This window comes from bacterium (assembly GCA_024224155.1).
Taxonomy (GTDB): Bacteria; Acidobacteriota; Thermoanaerobaculia; order Multivoradales; family JAHEKO01; genus CALZIK01.
Window position 1 is genome coordinate 109,652 of sequence record JAAENP010000154.1, and the last position, 15,472, is coordinate 125,123.

Annotated in this window: 14 protein-coding genes; all 14 read left to right on the top strand. The window is 64.5% G+C overall.

All coding sequences use genetic code 11. From position 1 onward, the window contains the following. The 14 genes from GY769_09420 to GY769_09485 all read left to right on the top strand — a co-directional run bounded on the left by GY769_09420 (position 1) and on the right by GY769_09485 (position 15,410). Positions 1-1,467, top strand: coding sequence for a UDP-N-acetylmuramoyl-L-alanyl-D-glutamate--2,6-diaminopimelate ligase (locus GY769_09420; GenBank protein ID MCP4202141.1), 1,467 nt, complete (start codon positions 1-3; stop codon positions 1,465-1,467). Then, positions 1,460-2,836, top strand: coding sequence for a UDP-N-acetylmuramoyl-tripeptide--D-alanyl-D-alanine ligase (locus tag GY769_09425; protein MCP4202142.1), 1,377 nt, complete (start codon positions 1,460-1,462; stop codon positions 2,834-2,836). The genes GY769_09420 and GY769_09425 overlap by 8 nt, the downstream gene beginning before the upstream one ends. Beyond that, positions 2,836-3,921: a phospho-N-acetylmuramoyl-pentapeptide-transferase gene (locus tag GY769_09430; protein ID MCP4202143.1), complete on the top strand. Its 1,086-nt coding sequence runs from the start codon at positions 2,836-2,838 to the stop codon at positions 3,919-3,921. Before GY769_09425 ends, GY769_09430 begins: the two co-directional genes overlap by 1 nt. Then, on the top strand, positions 3,918-5,348 hold the full coding sequence (gene murD, locus GY769_09435) for a UDP-N-acetylmuramoyl-L-alanine--D-glutamate ligase (GenBank protein MCP4202144.1): 1,431 nt from the start codon (positions 3,918-3,920) through the stop codon (positions 5,346-5,348). The genes GY769_09430 and murD overlap by 4 nt, the downstream gene beginning before the upstream one ends. Continuing rightward, entirely contained in the window at positions 5,314-6,426 is a 1,113-nt protein-coding gene (locus GY769_09440; protein ID MCP4202145.1) for a cell division protein FtsW, read from the top strand. Before murD ends, GY769_09440 begins: the two co-directional genes overlap by 35 nt. Next, on the top strand, positions 6,419-7,531 hold the full coding sequence (gene murG / locus GY769_09445; protein ID MCP4202146.1) for an undecaprenyldiphospho-muramoylpentapeptide beta-N-acetylglucosaminyltransferase: 1,113 nt from the start codon (positions 6,419-6,421) through the stop codon (positions 7,529-7,531). Before GY769_09440 ends, murG begins: the two co-directional genes overlap by 8 nt. After that, positions 7,531-8,940, top strand: coding sequence for a UDP-N-acetylmuramate--L-alanine ligase (locus GY769_09450; protein ID MCP4202147.1), 1,410 nt, complete (start codon positions 7,531-7,533; stop codon positions 8,938-8,940). The genes murG and GY769_09450 overlap by 1 nt, the downstream gene beginning before the upstream one ends. Then, positions 8,937-9,782 carry an FtsQ-type POTRA domain-containing protein gene (locus GY769_09455; protein ID MCP4202148.1) on the top strand — a complete coding sequence of 282 codons (846 nt, stop codon included), beginning with the start codon at positions 8,937-8,939 and terminating at the stop codon, positions 9,780-9,782. The genes GY769_09450 and GY769_09455 overlap by 4 nt, the downstream gene beginning before the upstream one ends. Continuing rightward, positions 9,775-11,013, top strand: coding sequence for a cell division protein FtsA (ftsA, locus tag GY769_09460; GenBank protein ID MCP4202149.1), 1,239 nt, complete (start codon positions 9,775-9,777; stop codon positions 11,011-11,013). The genes GY769_09455 and ftsA overlap by 8 nt, the downstream gene beginning before the upstream one ends. Before the next feature lie 27 nt (positions 11,014-11,040). After that, on the top strand, positions 11,041-12,339 hold the full coding sequence (gene ftsZ, locus GY769_09465; GenBank protein MCP4202150.1) for a cell division protein FtsZ: 1,299 nt from the start codon (positions 11,041-11,043) through the stop codon (positions 12,337-12,339). A 30-nt stretch (positions 12,340-12,369) separates the two neighbouring features. Then, positions 12,370-12,921, top strand: a complete 552-nt coding sequence (locus tag GY769_09470) for a hypothetical protein (protein ID MCP4202151.1) — start codon at positions 12,370-12,372, stop codon at positions 12,919-12,921. Positions 12,922-13,136: 215 nt separating this feature from the next. After that, on the top strand, positions 13,137-13,667 hold the full coding sequence (locus GY769_09475) for a DUF2846 domain-containing protein (GenBank protein ID MCP4202152.1): 531 nt from the start codon (positions 13,137-13,139) through the stop codon (positions 13,665-13,667). Positions 13,668-13,801: 134 nt separating this feature from the next. After that, entirely contained in the window at positions 13,802-14,329 is a 528-nt protein-coding gene (locus tag GY769_09480; GenBank protein ID MCP4202153.1) for a hypothetical protein, read from the top strand. A 25-nt stretch (positions 14,330-14,354) separates the two neighbouring features. After that, positions 14,355-15,410 carry an SPFH domain-containing protein gene (locus GY769_09485; protein MCP4202154.1) on the top strand — a complete coding sequence of 352 codons (1,056 nt, stop codon included), beginning with the start codon at positions 14,355-14,357 and terminating at the stop codon, positions 15,408-15,410. The last annotated feature ends 62 nt before the right edge of the window (positions 15,411-15,472 follow it).

Below are 15,472 nucleotides of genomic sequence, written 5' to 3' on the forward strand. Positions count from 1 at the left end.
ATGCGCGCGTCAGAACTGATTCGAGGTTTGCCGATCGAAGCCCTGGAGCAGGACTTCGAAGTCACAGGCGTGACTCACGACTCCCGCAGGGTGCGTAGCGGAGATCTCTTCGTCGCCCTAGTGGGGGACCGTTTCGACGGTCGAGCCTTTGTGGCTCAGGCGCGGGCCAGAGGCGCCGCCGGAGTGCTTTCGGTGGGCGATCCCCCCGCAGACTATGACGGACCCTGGCTACGCGCCGGCGATCCGCGGGCGGCGATGGGGCTTCTGGCCGCTCGGCTGCACGATCATCCGGATCGGGATCTGGTGATGGTTGGGGTAACCGGCACCAACGGCAAGTCCACGGTGATTGCCCTGGTCGCCTCGATGCTGGAAGCCGCGGGCCGCCCCACGGGTACGGTGGGAACACTGGGCCATCGATTCGAAGATCTCGCGATCGAAGCGGGCCGCACGACTCCCGAGGCCACCGACCTGTTCCCCTTGCTGCACGACATCGTCGAGCGCGGCGGCCAAGCGGTTGTGATGGAGGTGTCGTCGCACGCGTTGGTCCTGGATCGCGCCGCCGGCGTGGGTTTCGATGTTGCCGCCTTTACCAATCTCTCACGCGATCACTTTGATTTTCACGGTGGCTTCGAAGAGTACTTCGCCGCCAAGCGCCGACTCTTCGAGCAGCTCAAGCCTGAAGGTCGGGCGGTGTTGAATGTGGACGACCCCTACGGACGCAGGCTCGCCGATGACCTCGGAGCGCGCGGTGTACGCCTTACGACCTTCGGCGAACGTGATGGCGACGTCTCCGTGGTCGAGGCGGCGCTGTCGATTGAAGGAATCGGTGCGACGTTGCGCACGCCCCGAGGCGAGCTCTCGGTCTCGTCGCGGCTTCGCGGGCGCCTCAACCTTCTCAATCTCTCCGCGGCGGTGGCTTGTGGAGAAGCCCTCGAGCTGGACGCCGAGGCGGTCATCGCGGGTCTGGAGCGGCTCGGCCCGGTGGCCGGCCGTCTCGAGCCGGTCGATCGCGGTCAGCCCTTTCCGGTATTCATCGACTTTGCCCACACCGATGCGGCGTTGGCCGCCAGTTTGCGCTCGCTGCGCGAGATCGCGGCTGGTCGCAAGATCGCCTGCGTCTTCGGTTGTGGGGGCGATCGCGATCCGGGAAAACGAGTGCTCATGGGTCGCGCCGCCGGCGAGCTTGCGGACCTGCCGATCGTGACATCGGACAATCCCCGTCGCGAGGATCCTCTGGCGATCATTGCCGCGGTTGAAGAGGGGCTCGAGCAGAGCGGTAACGACTCGTACCGAGTGATTCCGGATCGTCGCGAAGCGATCGCTCGGGCGATCTCGATTGCCGACGAAGACTGGCTGGTTCTGGTTGCCGGTAAGGGGCACGAGGAAGGTCAGATCATCGGCGACGAGATCCGGCCGTTCTCCGATCGCGAGGAGCTGATCATGGCGCTGGAGGCCCGACTTGGCTAGCGGAACGATGCGGGAAGCCGCCGAAGCCATGCGTGGACAGTTGATCTACGGCGATCCGGACGCGCGCTGGACGGGTGCGGCGCTCGACTCGCGCCGGATTACAGGCGGTGAGCTGTTCTTTGCGTTCTCCGGCGAGCAGACGGACGGTCATCGGTTCGTGGATGACTCGCTCAGTCGTGGCGCCGCGGGCGCCGTGGTCGAGGAGTTGGTGGCGCCGACGGTCGCCGGCGGGCTGATCAAGGTCGACGATTCCCTGGCGGCTCTTCATTCCCTCACCCGCCACGTCCGCGAGCGTCTGCCGGAGCGCCTGATCGCGATCACCGGGTCCACGGGCAAGACCACGACCAAGGACCTCCTGGCACAGATGCTGGAGAAACGATTCACGGTGGCACGCAACCCGGGCAACCTCAACAATCTGCTCGGATTCCCGATCTCGCTTCTCGGCGTCCCGGATCAGACGGAGTGGATGGTGGCCGAAATGGGCATGTCGACTCCAGGCGAGCTGCGTCAGCTTGCCGAGCTGGGCCGTCCCGATTTCGTCATCTACACCAACGTGCGGCCGGTACACCTCGAATTCTTCGAGAGTCTTCAGGGTATTGCCGAAGCCAAGGCGGAGATTCTTGAGGGCCTTTCCGCCGAAGGCACGGTCATCGCGAACGCCGACGATCCGGAGCTGGTTCGAATCGCCTCCCGCTACCCGGGGCGGAAAGTCTGGTACGGGCTCGAACAGGACGCCGAGTTTCGTGCTGAGGATGTGGTCGAGCTCGCAGGCGGCGGCAGCCGGTTCGTCTTCCGTGTCGGGAACGATCGCCATTCGGCGGATCTGCCGCTCTACGGGCGTTACAACGTCGAGAACTTCCTGGCCGCGGCGGCCTGTGCGTACACCGTCGGGCTGCGGGTCGAGGAGATCCTTGAGGCCGCCTCGAAGGCCGAGCCCGGGTCGATGCGTGGCGTGATTCATCGCCTGCCCGAGGGCGCCTACCTGGTAGACGACAGCTATAACTCGAATCCCGACGCGCTGTCCCAGTCGCTGGCTAGCGCTCGAGCCCTCGAGGGCAGACGCTATTGGGCCGTACTCGGGTCGATGCTCGAGCTCGGTGGGGGATCGCCCGACTTCCACCGCCAGCTCGGCCGCGAGGCGGCAGGCCTTGGCTTTGCTCCGGTTCTGGCGGTGGGCGCAGAGGCGCGCGCGCTGGCCGAGGGCGTAAGCGAGGCCGGTGGCTCGGCGATCTGGATGGAGAACGCCGAGGAAGCAGCGGTCGCGGCCCTCAAGGAGCTCGAGCCCGGCGATGTTGTTCTGGTCAAGGGCTCGCGGGGCATCGGTCTCGATGTCGTGGTGAATCGACTGCTCTCGGGAGGGAAAGAGTAGTGCTTTACCACCTGCTGTTTCCGTTGGCCGAGCGCATCGCGGCTTTCAACGTTTTTCGCTACATCACGTTTCGATCGGCCGGTGCGATCGTGACGGCTGTGATTCTCTCGCTCGTCCTCGGCCCCTGGTTCATACGCCGGCTCCAGAGTTGGTCGATCGGTCAGAGCATCCGTGAAGAGGGGCCCGAAAGCCATCACACGAAGGCCGGTACCCCCACCATGGGCGGACTGCTGATTCTGTTCGCGGTTCTCGTGTCGACTCTGCTCTGGGCGAACCTCGGAGACCCCTTGATCTGGCTGGTGGTGGCCGTCACGGTCGCGTTCGGGCTGATCGGCTTTGCCGATGATTGGCTCAAGATCCGCCGTCGGCACAGCCGCGGCCTGAGCGCGGCAACCAAATTTCTCCTACAAGCACTGGTCGGGGCGGTCGCGGCGATCGTCATGCTGTCGCTGCCCGGGGAGTTCGAAGTGGCCTCGACGATCGCGCTCCCGTTCTTCAAGAACGCGGTCTTCAACATCGGCTGGCTCTTCGTGCCCTTCGTTGCGCTGCTCCTGGTCGGATCGTCGAACGCGGTCAATCTGACCGACGGACTCGACGGCCTGGCGATCGGCGCGGTGCTGATTGCCGCGGCGACCTACGGCATCTTCGCCTACGTTGCCGGGAACGCGGTGGTCGCCGACTATCTTCAGGTTCCATTCGTTCGCGGTGTGGGCGAGGTGGCGGTGTTTTGCAGCGCTCTGGTCGGGGCAAGCATCGGGTTCCTGTGGTTCAACGCCCATCCGGCCGAGGTCTTCATGGGCGACGTGGGCTCGCTGGCGTTGGGCGGCGCGATTGGAACCGTGGCCGTGCTCTCCAAGCAGGAGATTGTCCTGGTTCTGGTCGGCGGACTGTTCGTGATGGAGGCCCTGTCGGTCATCCTGCAGGTGACATCTTTCAAGCTCACCGGCAAGAGGGTGCTGCGCATGGCGCCGATCCACCACCACTTCGAGCTGAGTGGCTGGTCGGAGCCCAAGATCATCGTGCGCTTCTGGATTCTCGCGTTTCTCTTTTCGTTGATTGGACTGTCGACGTTGAAGTTGAGATGAAGCAGGACCAAGAACAGCGAACCTGGCAGCGGGTTCTGGTGTATGGCCTCGGCGCCTCCGGGGCGGCAGCCGCGGAATTTCTCCGCGATCGCGGCATCGGAGTGGTGGGTGTCGACCGGCGTTACGCCGAGGATCTGGAGCTTGGCGCCCTCGCCGCGGGCGCCGCTGGCGCGGATGTCGAGCTGGTCTTGGGTGAGGAGCCGAGCCGGCTGCCGCCGGCAATCGACGCGGTGGTGGTCAGCCCGGGGATACCACTCGACAGGCCGATCCTGAAACAGGCCCGGAAGCGGGCCATCCCGGTGCTGGCCGAGGTCGAGCTCGCCTTTCCGCATCTGGACGGCCGGGTGGTGGGCATCACGGGCAGCAACGGCAAGAGTACGACCACAGCCATGACCGGAGCGCTGCTCGAGGCTTCCGGAATTGCTGCGGAGGTCTGCGGCAATATCGGAGTTCCCCTGGTGTCGGTAGTCGATGGGGCACCGGACCGAGTTTTCGTCGTCGAGCTGTCTAGCTTTCAGCTCGAGACGGTCTCCAGGTTTCGGCCCAAGGCGGCGGCTCTGCTCAACGTGTCACCGGATCATCTGGATCGACACGGTACCTTGGAAAGCTATCTCGCGGTCAAGGCGAACCTGTTCGCGCGCCAGCAAGAGAACGACTTCGCGGTTCTCAACGCGGACGATCCCTTGGTGCGTCGGGTTGGTACCCACGCACGCAAGCGCTATTTCTCGCGCCACGAGAAGGTCGAAGACGGCTGCTATCTCGACGGAGATCTCGTGGTGGAAGTCGATCCCGAAACCGGTGCGCGCGAGCTGTTTCGTAGCTCGGACGTGGGACAGCTGGGAGCGCACAACCTCGAGAATGCGATGGCGGCCGCGCTTCTGGCTCGCTCGATGGGGGCCGCTCCGGGCGGTTTCAGCGCCGCGCTGGCTCGATTCGAAGGACTCCCTCATCGAATGGAGACCGTTGCGCTCATCGACGGCGTTCACTGGATCGACGATTCGAAGGGCACCAATGTGGCCGCGGTGCTCAAGTCGCTCGAAGCCATGCCGGAGGGCACCGTACATCTGATTCTCGGCGGTCGAGGCAAGGGCGAGAGTTTCGGGCCGTTGCGTCAGCCGGTGAGCGAGAAGGCGGCTCGTGCCTACTTGATCGGAGAGACCGCGGCCGAGCTTCGAACGGAGCTCGAGGGCTCGACGCCGCTGGAAGACGCCGGCGATCTCGAATCGGCGGTGCGGCGCGCGGCCGAAGAGGCCGTGCGAGGCGAAACCGTTCTTCTGTCGCCGGCCTGTACGAGCTTCGATCAGTACTCGAACTTCGCGGCGCGCGGCGACCACTTCCACCAGCTCGTCTGTGCTTTGGTCTCGGCGCGGTCGGCCGAAGGAGATCCGGCCGATGAAGATCCGATCGGAGGAGGCTCGAATGGCTAAGAAGCTGGCCTTTGATGCCGTTCTCTTTACCACCGTGCTGGTGCTGGTGGGTTTTGGCTTGACCGCCGTCTATTCGGCGAGCGCTGCCACGGCCAAGAATTTTCAGGGCTCCGAGAGCGCGCTGATGATGAAACAGGTGTTCGCGGCGGCTATCGGCATTGTCGCCATGTGGCTTCTGATGCATTTCGACTATCAGCTGTTCGGGCGCAAGACCGTCGTCTGGAGCCTGTTCGGCGCCACGGTGGGGTTGCTGGTACTGGCCTTGGTGTCGCCGGCACTCAACAACACCAATCGCTGGCTGATGGTCGCCGGGATGTCGTTTCAACCGTCGGAACTGGCCAAGTTCGTGCTGGTGCTCCTGCTGGCGTATCAGCTGGCGAAGACCGACACGCTGCGCGAGAACCGGAGATTCGTCGTGCCGGCGATTCTGACGGCGGGGGCCTTGGTGGTGCTCGTGCTCCTGGGCCGTGATCTGGGAACCGCGGCCATGTTGATCGCGACGACCGCGCTGATGTTCTTTCTGGCCGGGCTGCCGCTATGGCGGATCCTCGCGGCCGGTGCGCTCGTCGGTCCCCTGGTGGCGGCGGCAATCTACTTCGAGCCCTACCGGCGGGCGCGTTGGCTTGCCTTCCTGGATCCGGCAGCCGATCCCCTGGGCTCGGGTTTTCAGGCCCTGCAGTCCTTGATCGCCGTTGGCTCGGGCGGAGTATTCGGACTCGGTCTCGGACAGGGGATTCAAAAGCTCCATTTCCTGCCTTATCCGCATTCGGATTTCGTCTTCTCGATCGTCGCCGAAGAGCTCGGACTACTCGGCGGTCTCGTTCTGCTGACGCTGTTTGGGGCGCTTCTCTGGCGCGGCGCGCGGGCGGGTCGGCGAGCGCCGGACGCGCTGGGCCGGTATCTGGCCTGGGGTCTCACGGGTGCGCTTTCGATCCAGGCCGCGGTTCACATCAGCGTCGCGCTCGCACTGCTTCCGGCGACCGGCATCAACCTGCCCTTTGTTTCCTACGGTGGCTCTTCGCTGGTCGTGAGCCTGGCCGCCTGCGGAGTGATTCTGAACGTTTCCCAGCATGCATGATGAAGGTCGCGAGAGTCACCGGCAATCGATCCATGTCCTCATGGCGGGTGGTGGAACCGGCGGCCATGTGTTTCCGGCGCTGGCGATCGCAGCCGAGCCCGCGGAGCGAGGTGACACGGTGAGTTGGGTCGGTCGCCAGCAGGGCATGGAAGAGAACCTGGTGCGTGAGGCCGGCCTGTCGTTCCATGCCCTCGAGGCCAAACCGTGGGTCGGGAAGGGGCTTGCGGCGAAGATCGGCGCGGTCGGTACCTTGGTGAGCTCGAGCCTGCGCGGGCGAGCGCTGGTACGAAGAGTGGGTGCCGACGTGGTTCTGGGGACCGGGGGCTATGTCTCGACGCCGGCGGTCCTCGGTGCCCGTTTGGCCGGTCGGCGCGCGTTTCTGCTGGAGCCCAACGCCAGGGCCGGGGCCGCCAATCGGCTTGCGTCCAGATGGTGCGTGGCGGCTTTCGTGGCGCATGAGGAGACCGCCGGGCAGCTGAGGTGCAAGGCCCATGTCAGCGGGATTCCGGTGCGTAGGAGTTTTCACGAGATCGGCGCCTTGCCGGCCGGAGACCCGCGCTTGCTGATCCTGGGCGGCAGTCAGGGCGCGCTGCAGATCAATCGCCTGATTCCGTCCGTCGTCCGGCGCCTTTCGTCGGACGATGGCTTCTCGAGGCTCGGCATCACTCACCAGACGGGGCGCGCTCACAGCGCTTCGGTCGAGGCCGCCTACGCGGAGCTCGGATTGGCGCCCGGTCCGAACCTCGAGATCGTTCCGTTCATTGACGACATGGCCGCGGCCATGGCGACAGCTCATCTGGTGATTTCGAGGGCCGGCGCGCTGGCTTCCGCCGAGCTCGCCGCGGCCGGCCGGCCGGCGATTCTGATTCCACTGACCGCTGCCGGCGCCGGGCACCAGAGGTTCAATGCCGAGCAGATGGAAAGCGCCGGGGCGGCCGTGACTCTGGCAGATGCCGAGGTCACATCGACCAAGCTGGGCGACGCGATCGCGCGACTGCTGAGTGATCGATCGCATTTGGAGGCGATGGCAACGGCGGCCAGGTCGCTGGCACACGCCGACTCGGCGGCACGGATCGCCGATGTCCTGGAAGAGGAAGTCGCCTGATGTTTCGCCGGTTCGCCGATCTCTCGAACGTCCACTTCGTCGGCATCGGCGGCGCCGGCATGAGCGGTATCGCGGAAGTCCTTTCCGACTACGACCTCACGGTTACCGGTTGTGATCTCCACGAGAGCGAGGCGACGGCCAGGCTGCGAAGCCTCGGAGTCAAGGTGGAGATTGGTCACTCACCCGCCCATCTCGAGTCGGTCGACCTGGTGGTCGTCTCCTCGGCGGTGGACGAGACGAATGTCGAGGTACGTGGGGCAAGGGAACGAGGGCTCACGATCGTGCGTCGCGCGGAGATGCTGGCCGAGCTCATGCGTCTCAAGTACGGCATCGCGGTGGCGGGTACCCATGGCAAGACGACCACGACCTCTCTGATCGGCACCCTCTTGACCGAGGCCGGTCTGGACCCGACCGTGATCGTCGGCGGCCGGCTGCGAGTTACCGGTACCGGCGCACGATTGGGTCGCAGTGAATACCTGGTCGCCGAGGCCGATGAGTTCGACCGCAGCTTCCTGAGGCTGCAGCCGATTCTGGCGGTCGTAACCTCGATCGACACCGATCATCTCGACACCTATCGGGATCTCGACGACATCTGTGACGCGTTCGTCCGCTTCGCTTCCAAGGTCCCATTCTTCGGCGAGTTGATTGTCTGCCTGGACGACCCCAACGTGCGCGGGGTTCTGCCCAGATTGAGCGACCGCCGAACGCTGACCTACGGCTTTTCTCCACATGCCGAATTGTCGGCCCGCGACCTGGAAGTCATCGACGGAGGCAGCCGGTTCAGCGTGCACTCGGCCGCCGAAGGGCCGCTCGGCTCGATCGAGATTCCGTTACCAGGAAGACACAACGCCCAGAACGCGCTCGCCGCGGTGGCGGTTGGCCGGGCGGTGGGCCTGAACTTCGACCAGATCGCCTCGGCGTTGGAGAAGTTCTCCGGCGTCCACCGGCGTTTCGAGCGACTCGGAAGCTGGCACGGAGCGGAAGTGGTCGACGACTACGCTCATCATCCGACCGAGGTGGCGGCGACGCTCGAGGCCGCTCGCGTCACCTTTCCCGGTAGGCGATTGCACGTCGTCTTCCAGCCACACCTCTTCAGCCGCACTCGCGAGCAGGCCGAAGCCTTCGGCCAGGCTCTGTTGGCCGCCGAACACGCGATCGTGACCGAGATCTATCCATCTCGAGAGGCTCCCATCGAGGGGGTTACGAGCCTCCTGGTCAGCGATGCCGCCAGGAGGTCCGGCCATCAGCGGGTCGATGACTCGATGGGTTTCGTGGAAGCAAGAGCGCAGCTCGACACGGCCGTCGAGCCGGGCGACGTGATCATCACCATGGGTGCCGGCGATATTTATCGACTCGGCGCCGAACTGGCTGCCGAAGGCGCACAGGAGCAGGCGGAGGAGTCGGCGTGAGCGATCACTCGAGGCAACCGCCGCTGCCTGCGCCCGAGCGGGAGCGTTTCCGGAGGCGCCAGTTCGTTGCGCCGCACCGCCGGCGCAAGCTCCTCTTCCGGCTGGTCAGACCGTTTTCGGCCGCGGTCGCCATAGTTGGACTGCCGAGTGTCCTCGTCGGTTGGATCCTTCTCTCCGATCAGTTCACGGTGAAGGAAGTGGAGGTCGCGAGCACCGGCCGGGTGTCGGTGTCCTGGGCGGAGCAGCGGCTCGAGACCCTCGAGGGCCGGCGTCTGTTCGGGGTCGGTCTCCGCGATGTGGAGACGGTTCTCGCCGGACACAACTGGGTCCGTGGGGTCATGCTGCGGCGACGCCCGCCGAACCGTCTGGAGGTCGAGATTCTGGAGAAGCAACCAGCCGCTCTGATGGCGCTCGGCGCGAATCTCGTGTACCTGGATTCCGCCGGCCGGGTCATAGGCCCCTATGATTCGAACATCGATCCGGGCGACTTCGTCTTGATGTCGGCTCCGGAGGATCATCCGGAGTTGATCGCCAACGGCCTGGAGCTTCTCGACTCGTGGCGTCGCAAGAAGCTGCCCTTTGGTGACGGCCTGTCCGAGATCAGTGCGCTGACATCGACCGACTTTCGGGTGATCACGGCTGGATTGCCGTTTCCGATCTTCGTGTCATCGCTCAACCTGGCCGACGGACTGGCATCGCTGGTTCGATACGCCCCGCAGCTCGAGAAGAAACTGATGCGGCTGTCTCCGATCGGAGCGGTCGATTTGAGATTCCATGGACGAATTGTGTGTCAACCGGCGGCGCCGAAGCCGCACAACCTAGAGGGCGAACGAAATGCCTAAGCCAAGTTCCCACACCGTTGTCATCGACATCGGCTCATCGAAAGTCGGTGTGTTGATCGGCCAGGCCAACGAGCATGGCTTCATGGAGGTCGTGGGCAAGGGGTACGCGCCCAATCGCGGTACTCGCAAGGGTCACGTCGTCAACGTCGAGGCCACAGTCGAGGCTCTGAAGAAGGCATCGGAGGAGGCCGAGGTGATGGCCGGCGTCGAAGTCGCTCGCGCCTATGTCGGAATGGCCGGTACCGACACCCGTTGCGTGAACTCGCGCGGCATGGTCTCGGTGGCCAGGAAGAACCAGGAGATCAATCGCCTGGACATCGAGCGCTCGCTCGAGGCGGCTCAGGCAGCGGCGCTGCCCTCGGATCGTGAGATCCTGCATGCCATTCCGCAGGAGTTCATCGTCGATGAGCAGGGCGGCATCGCCGATCCCTTGGGCATGATGGGCTCGCGACTGGAAGTGGCGGTCCATCTGGTCACCTGTAACACGACGCGCTCGAAGACGCTGCTTACCTGCGTCAACCGTGCCGGAATCGAGGCTATCGAGATGGTGTTCGAGCCCTTGGCCACAGCCGAGGCCGCACTGACCCACGACGAGCGGGAGCTGGGCGTCCTGCTTCTTGATCTCGGCTCGGGCACGACCGAGTACGCCTACTTCTCGGAGGGCGAAGTACAGCACAGCGGCGTGCTGCCGGTGGGCTCGGGGCACTTCACCAACGACCTGGCGATGGTGTTGCGCACGCCGTTCGCCGAGGCCGAGCAGATTAAGGTTCGCTACGGCTGCTGTCTGGCCGGCATGCTGGGCGAGGAGCAGGGCATCTCGGTGCCCGCCGTCGCCGGCGGTCCGCCACGGGTGGTGCCCAAGGCCGAGCTCTGTCAGATCCTTCAGCCTCGCGCCGAGGAGATTCTGACGCTGGTGCGTGACGATCTCATGCGCGCCGGAATGGAGGGCGAGCTTCGCGGCGGAGTGGTCCTGACCGGTGGTGGCGCGCAGCTGGACGGCCTGCTGGAAATGACGGAGCAGATTTTCGATACCGGCGTTCGCTATGGACTGCCACAGGGTCTCGGTGGCCTGGTGGACGTGATCAGCTCGCCGATCTGGACGACGGCTTCGGGGCTGCTGCTTTACGGACAGGCAACCGAAATGAACAAGCTTCGAGCATCGAGGCGCAGGGGATCCTCCGTGCGCTCCATGGTCGGTAGCTTGAGAGAGATGTTTTCCGATTTGCTATGAGGGGTTTTATTCTCAAAGGAGCTCGACATGATTCTATTTACTGATCAGGAGTTGGACGGCGAACTGCCGATTACTCTGGAAGACGACATGGTGCCGGCGCGAATCAAGGTCGTCGGTATCGGCGGTGGCGGCGGCAACGCCGTCAACCGGATGATCGACTCGCGCATGGGCGGGATTCAGTTCATCGCGGCCAACACGGATCTCCAGGCTCTGAGGAAATGTCGAGCTCCGGAGAAAATCCAGCTCGGAACGTCCCTGACGCGCGGTCTGGGTGCCGGTGGCGATCCCGAGATCGGACGCAAGTCCGCGCTCGAGGACACCGATCGGATCTTGGAGCTGCTTCAGGGTTCCGATATGGTGTTTCTGACCGCCGGTCTCGGTGGTGGAACCGGCACCGGAGCGATTCCGATTGTGGCCTCGCTGGCGGCGGAGATCGGAGCGCTCACCGTCGCGGTGGTGACCAAGCCGTTCGCGTTCGAGGGACGCCGCCGAATGGAACAGGCCGAGCGCGGGCTGGAGGAGCTGAGCGACGCGGTTGATACGTTGATCACCATTCCGAACGAGCGGCTGCTCAACTTCGTCGAGCGCGGCACGCCGCTGGCGGAGGCCTTTCGGATCGCCGACGATGTCCTGCGTCAGGCGGTGCAGGGTATCAGCGACCTGATCACGGTACCCGGAGAGGTCAACGTGGACTTCGCCGACGTCAAGACGGTGATGACCGGCATGGGCATGGCGCTCATGGGCACCGGGGTCGCCAAGGGCGAGAACCGCTCCATCGAGGCGGCACAGAGCGCGATCTCCTCGCCGCTCCTCGAGGAGACCTCGATCGAAGGCGCTCGCGGTGTGCTGCTCAACATCTCGGGCGGCCGCGATCTGGCGCTGGACGAAGTGGCGGAAGCGGCGCGCGTGATCTCGGACGCCGTCGACCCGGACGCCCACATCATTTCGGGCATGGTGATCGACGATTCACTCGAAGACGAGATGAAGGTCACGGTGATCGCTACCGGTTTTTCGAGTCACGATCACGTGTCGGTCGTGAAGCCGCTCGTGGCTCACGACGACTTCTTCAGTCCCCAGCACTCGGGTGCCGCCGGCGAGCCTCAGCTCCGCGTGCCTTTGGAGTCTCAACCCCTCCGAGAGCCCGAGCCACAGCCCCGGCCGCAGCCGCAGGCCGCGCAGCCGCAGCCCGAGCAGCCGGAGGAGGTGCCCTTCTACCGCAAAGTCATAGCTCAGGCTCGGGGCGAAGATCCCGGAGGCTTCGGACCGAACTGGTCGAACGTGGATGATTTCGACATTCCGACCGTGCTCCGCAAGCAGATGGACTGACCCGCGCCGCGCGATGTTCTGAAGCGGCGGATGAACTGGTCGGATCAAGAGCGACGATGGTGGATCGGCGCTCTCGCCCTGATCGTCTCGATCTACGCCACTCTTTACTTCGCCCGCGCGCCGGTCGAGTTTCTGAGAGAGCGCAATCTGCTGCGATTGACGGTCGGCGCCGTCTTCGTGGTTGCGGCTTTGGGCGCCGTCCGGGTGGTCCGGTTTCGTGGTGTCGGGCTGCGCGAGGGCCTGGTCTTCCTGACCTTCGGCGCCGCCTTCGGCGGGGCGGTTCTGCTCGTCGATCGGCCCGAGGAGAAGCTGCACTTTCTCGAGTACGGGCTGCTCGGAGGCCTCTTGTGCGGAGCCTGCAGGGAACGAGCTGTCAGACTCGGACGCAGCCCTCTGAGTGCCGCCGCGACCGCCCTGGTGCTGGCGGCTCTGGCCGGGTGGGGTGACGAGGGCATCCAGGCGATCCTTCCCAACCGCGTCTACGATGTCAGGGATATTCTCTGGAACGTCTCGGGAAGTACGATCGTGATTCTCGCGCAATTTGCGGCCGGCACCGTTCGTAGAAGCGCTCCTGGGCTCTAGCAGTCCCGACAAGCGCCCCTGTCGGGCGAACGTTGTCGGGGATCAGCCGGAACCGCCGGAGTGGACGTGTGCCCGAACGAGGACGAAAACAGTAGCCATCGGGCCTGGAAGCGATCGATCTCTACCTGACGGACTCGGCCAGGAGCCTGGGCCCGCCGCTCACGCACACATCGCCCACGGCTCGAGAATAATGGAGGAACTAGGAGGTACGAGCCATGCGAAAACTGTCCGTCGGTGTCGTCACGACCTGTCTGTTCGGGGTGCTCGGCCTGGCCGTTGCGGCACACGCCGCCGAGTACTACAACAAGCTCGACAAGAGCGACCAGCGCCGAGGTGAACCTCGGGAAGGACATGCCCCGGTCTACGTTTTCCGGCCGGCCACCGTCGGAGCGGCGATCAAGACCTGGGCCTTTTCCGATGACTCCTTGCTCATGGTCTCCAAACCCAGGGCCTACTCGTTCGCCAACGTGCCCGCTGGAAAGCGGTTGTTCTGGACCAAGTCCGAGAACACCTCGGCCGTGGAAGTCGAGGTCGAAGCGGGCCAGACCTACTACTTGAAGGTTGCGATCAAGCCGGGCTTCAACAAAGCTCGCGCCAAGATCTTGCAGATCGACGAGGGCGCGGCGGAGAAGTACTTCCAGAAGTGCAGCTACGTCGAGCCGACCGAGGAAGGGCTTGCCCGCGCGGTCGAGATCGTCGCCAATCGCAAGGACCGTGCCGTGAACAAGGCCGCGAAGCAAGAGTAGAGGCTCTCGGCTCTTCACAGGGTTCTACCTGTTTCGGGCGGTGACTCGCAGCGGGATCCGCTGAGGAATGCCGGCTGCTACCTCTGGTACCATTTGAAGCCCTGACCCTGGAGGGTCGGTTCGGAGGCGGTTTGATGGGCAATGGCTACGAAGCGGCACAAGAACAGCGAAACTGGCTCGAGCGCCTGGGTGCCCGGATCCCCGGTTTCAAGGGCTATCAGGATCGCGAGCTGCGGCGCGACGTCGACCGGATGCCGCGCGAGCATATCTCCCGTGAGTTCGGTGGGCTCAAAGGATCGGTGCGAACGCGGGCTCGGGATTACACGGACGCCGGTCAGATCGGCCTGTTGCATCTTTTTGACCGGCTCGACCGCAAGCTCGACGGTCTGTCGCAGTCGATTCGATTCGCCGACTACGGCGCCAGCGGGCTCTTCGACGTCGTCAAGATTCTGGACGCCGAGCTCGAGAAACTGTACGAGTTCGACTTGACGTTTCTCGACGATGTCGCGGCCCTCAAGGGAGACATCGATTCGATTCCGGCGCCGGGCGACGGCGACGTCCAGGGTACCGTCGGGGACGTCCAAAGCCGCCTCGAAGCGATGGAAGGTCGTTGGAACGAGCGCAAGGTGCTGATCGGGAATGTCGTCGAGTCGTCCAGTTAGGAAGTAAGCGGAGGTTCTTCAAGCTATGAGAGTCATACAACACGTCGATCCAACCGGGAGCGCGATGGTCGCCCGAGTGCCGTCGAGCGGTACCGCGGCCATCGAGCTCGGCAGTCAGCTAGTCGTCGAAGAGAGCCAGCAGGCGGTGTTTTTCCGTGATGGCAAGGCCCTCGACACCTTCGGCCCGGGCCGGCACACGCTGGCCACCATGAACCTGCCGCTTCTGGGCAAGATCCTGGGCATTCCGTTCGAGGGCAAGTCGCCGTTTCAGGTGGCGGTCGTCTTTGTCTCGACCAAGACGTTTCTGGATCTGAAATGGGGCACCAAGGAGCCGGTGGCCTATCGGGACAAAGAGCTGTCCATGGTTCGCTTGCGGGCGTTCGGCAAGTTCGCGGTTCGGATCAACAACGCCCAGCAGTTCGTCAACGAGATCGTCGGCACCCAGGGCGTCTACACGACGGATGGCGTAGAGGCCTATTTCAAGGACGTTATCGTCGCTCGGCTCACGGATCTGCTGGGTGAGAACCTGGACTCGATCTTCGACCTCCCCAAGCTCTACGACGAGCTCGCCATGGGTCTCAAGGCTCGAGTCAGTGAAGACTTCGGCAAGTTCGGGATCGATCTCGTCGACCTCTTTCTGGGAGCGATCACGCCTCCCGAGGACGTTCAGAAGCAGATCGACGAGCGCGGCGGCATGGAGGCCGTCGGCGACATGAACGCCTACCTCAAGTTCAAGGCTGCCCAGGCGATGGGTGACGCCGCCAAGCAGAGCGGTGGCGAGGCGGGTGGAGGAGTCGGGGCCGGCCTGGGTGTGGGAATGGGCGCCGGCATGGGCATGATGCTGCCCCAGATGATGAAAGAGGCGATGGCGACAGGCGGCGGCGCCGGAGCTCCGGGGGGCGGGCAGACTTCCCCTCCGGCTTCCCCGGCTGCCTCGGCTCCCGAATCCGCCGGAGCTGCGGCGGCAGCCGGAGCGGCGGTGGTGACCGGAGGCGCAGCTAAGTTCTGTCATCAGTGTGGCGGCACTCTTCCGGACGGCGCGAATTTCTGTCCGGGTTGCGGCACCAAGGTCGCGGGCTAGCCGACATAGTGTTCCGACCGCTCTCGATGTGACAACGAAATTGCCGCACGGGACGCTGGAGC

Bases quoted from the DNA above. Each gene is read 5' to 3' on its own strand.
- GY769_09420 (MCP4202141.1), top strand. From the start codon at position 1: ATGCGCGCGTCAGAACTGATTCGAGGTTTGCCGATCGAAGCCCTGGAG.
- murD (MCP4202144.1), top strand. From the start codon at position 3,918: ATGAAGCAGGACCAAGAACAGCGAACCTGGCAGCGGGTTCTGGTGTAT.
- GY769_09440 (MCP4202145.1), top strand. From the start codon at position 5,314: ATGAAGATCCGATCGGAGGAGGCTCGAATGGCTAAGAAGCTGGCCTTT.
- murG (MCP4202146.1), top strand. From the start codon at position 6,419: ATGCATGATGAAGGTCGCGAGAGTCACCGGCAATCGATCCATGTCCTC.
- GY769_09450 (MCP4202147.1), top strand. From the start codon at position 7,531: ATGTTTCGCCGGTTCGCCGATCTCTCGAACGTCCACTTCGTCGGCATC.
- ftsA (MCP4202149.1), top strand. From the start codon at position 9,775: ATGCCTAAGCCAAGTTCCCACACCGTTGTCATCGACATCGGCTCATCG.
- ftsZ (MCP4202150.1), top strand. From the start codon at position 11,041: ATGATTCTATTTACTGATCAGGAGTTGGACGGCGAACTGCCGATTACT.
- GY769_09470 (MCP4202151.1), top strand. From the start codon at position 12,370: ATGAACTGGTCGGATCAAGAGCGACGATGGTGGATCGGCGCTCTCGCC.
- GY769_09475 (MCP4202152.1), top strand. From the start codon at position 13,137: ATGCGAAAACTGTCCGTCGGTGTCGTCACGACCTGTCTGTTCGGGGTG.
- GY769_09480 (MCP4202153.1), top strand. From the start codon at position 13,802: ATGGGCAATGGCTACGAAGCGGCACAAGAACAGCGAAACTGGCTCGAG.
- GY769_09485 (MCP4202154.1), top strand. From the start codon at position 14,355: ATGAGAGTCATACAACACGTCGATCCAACCGGGAGCGCGATGGTCGCC.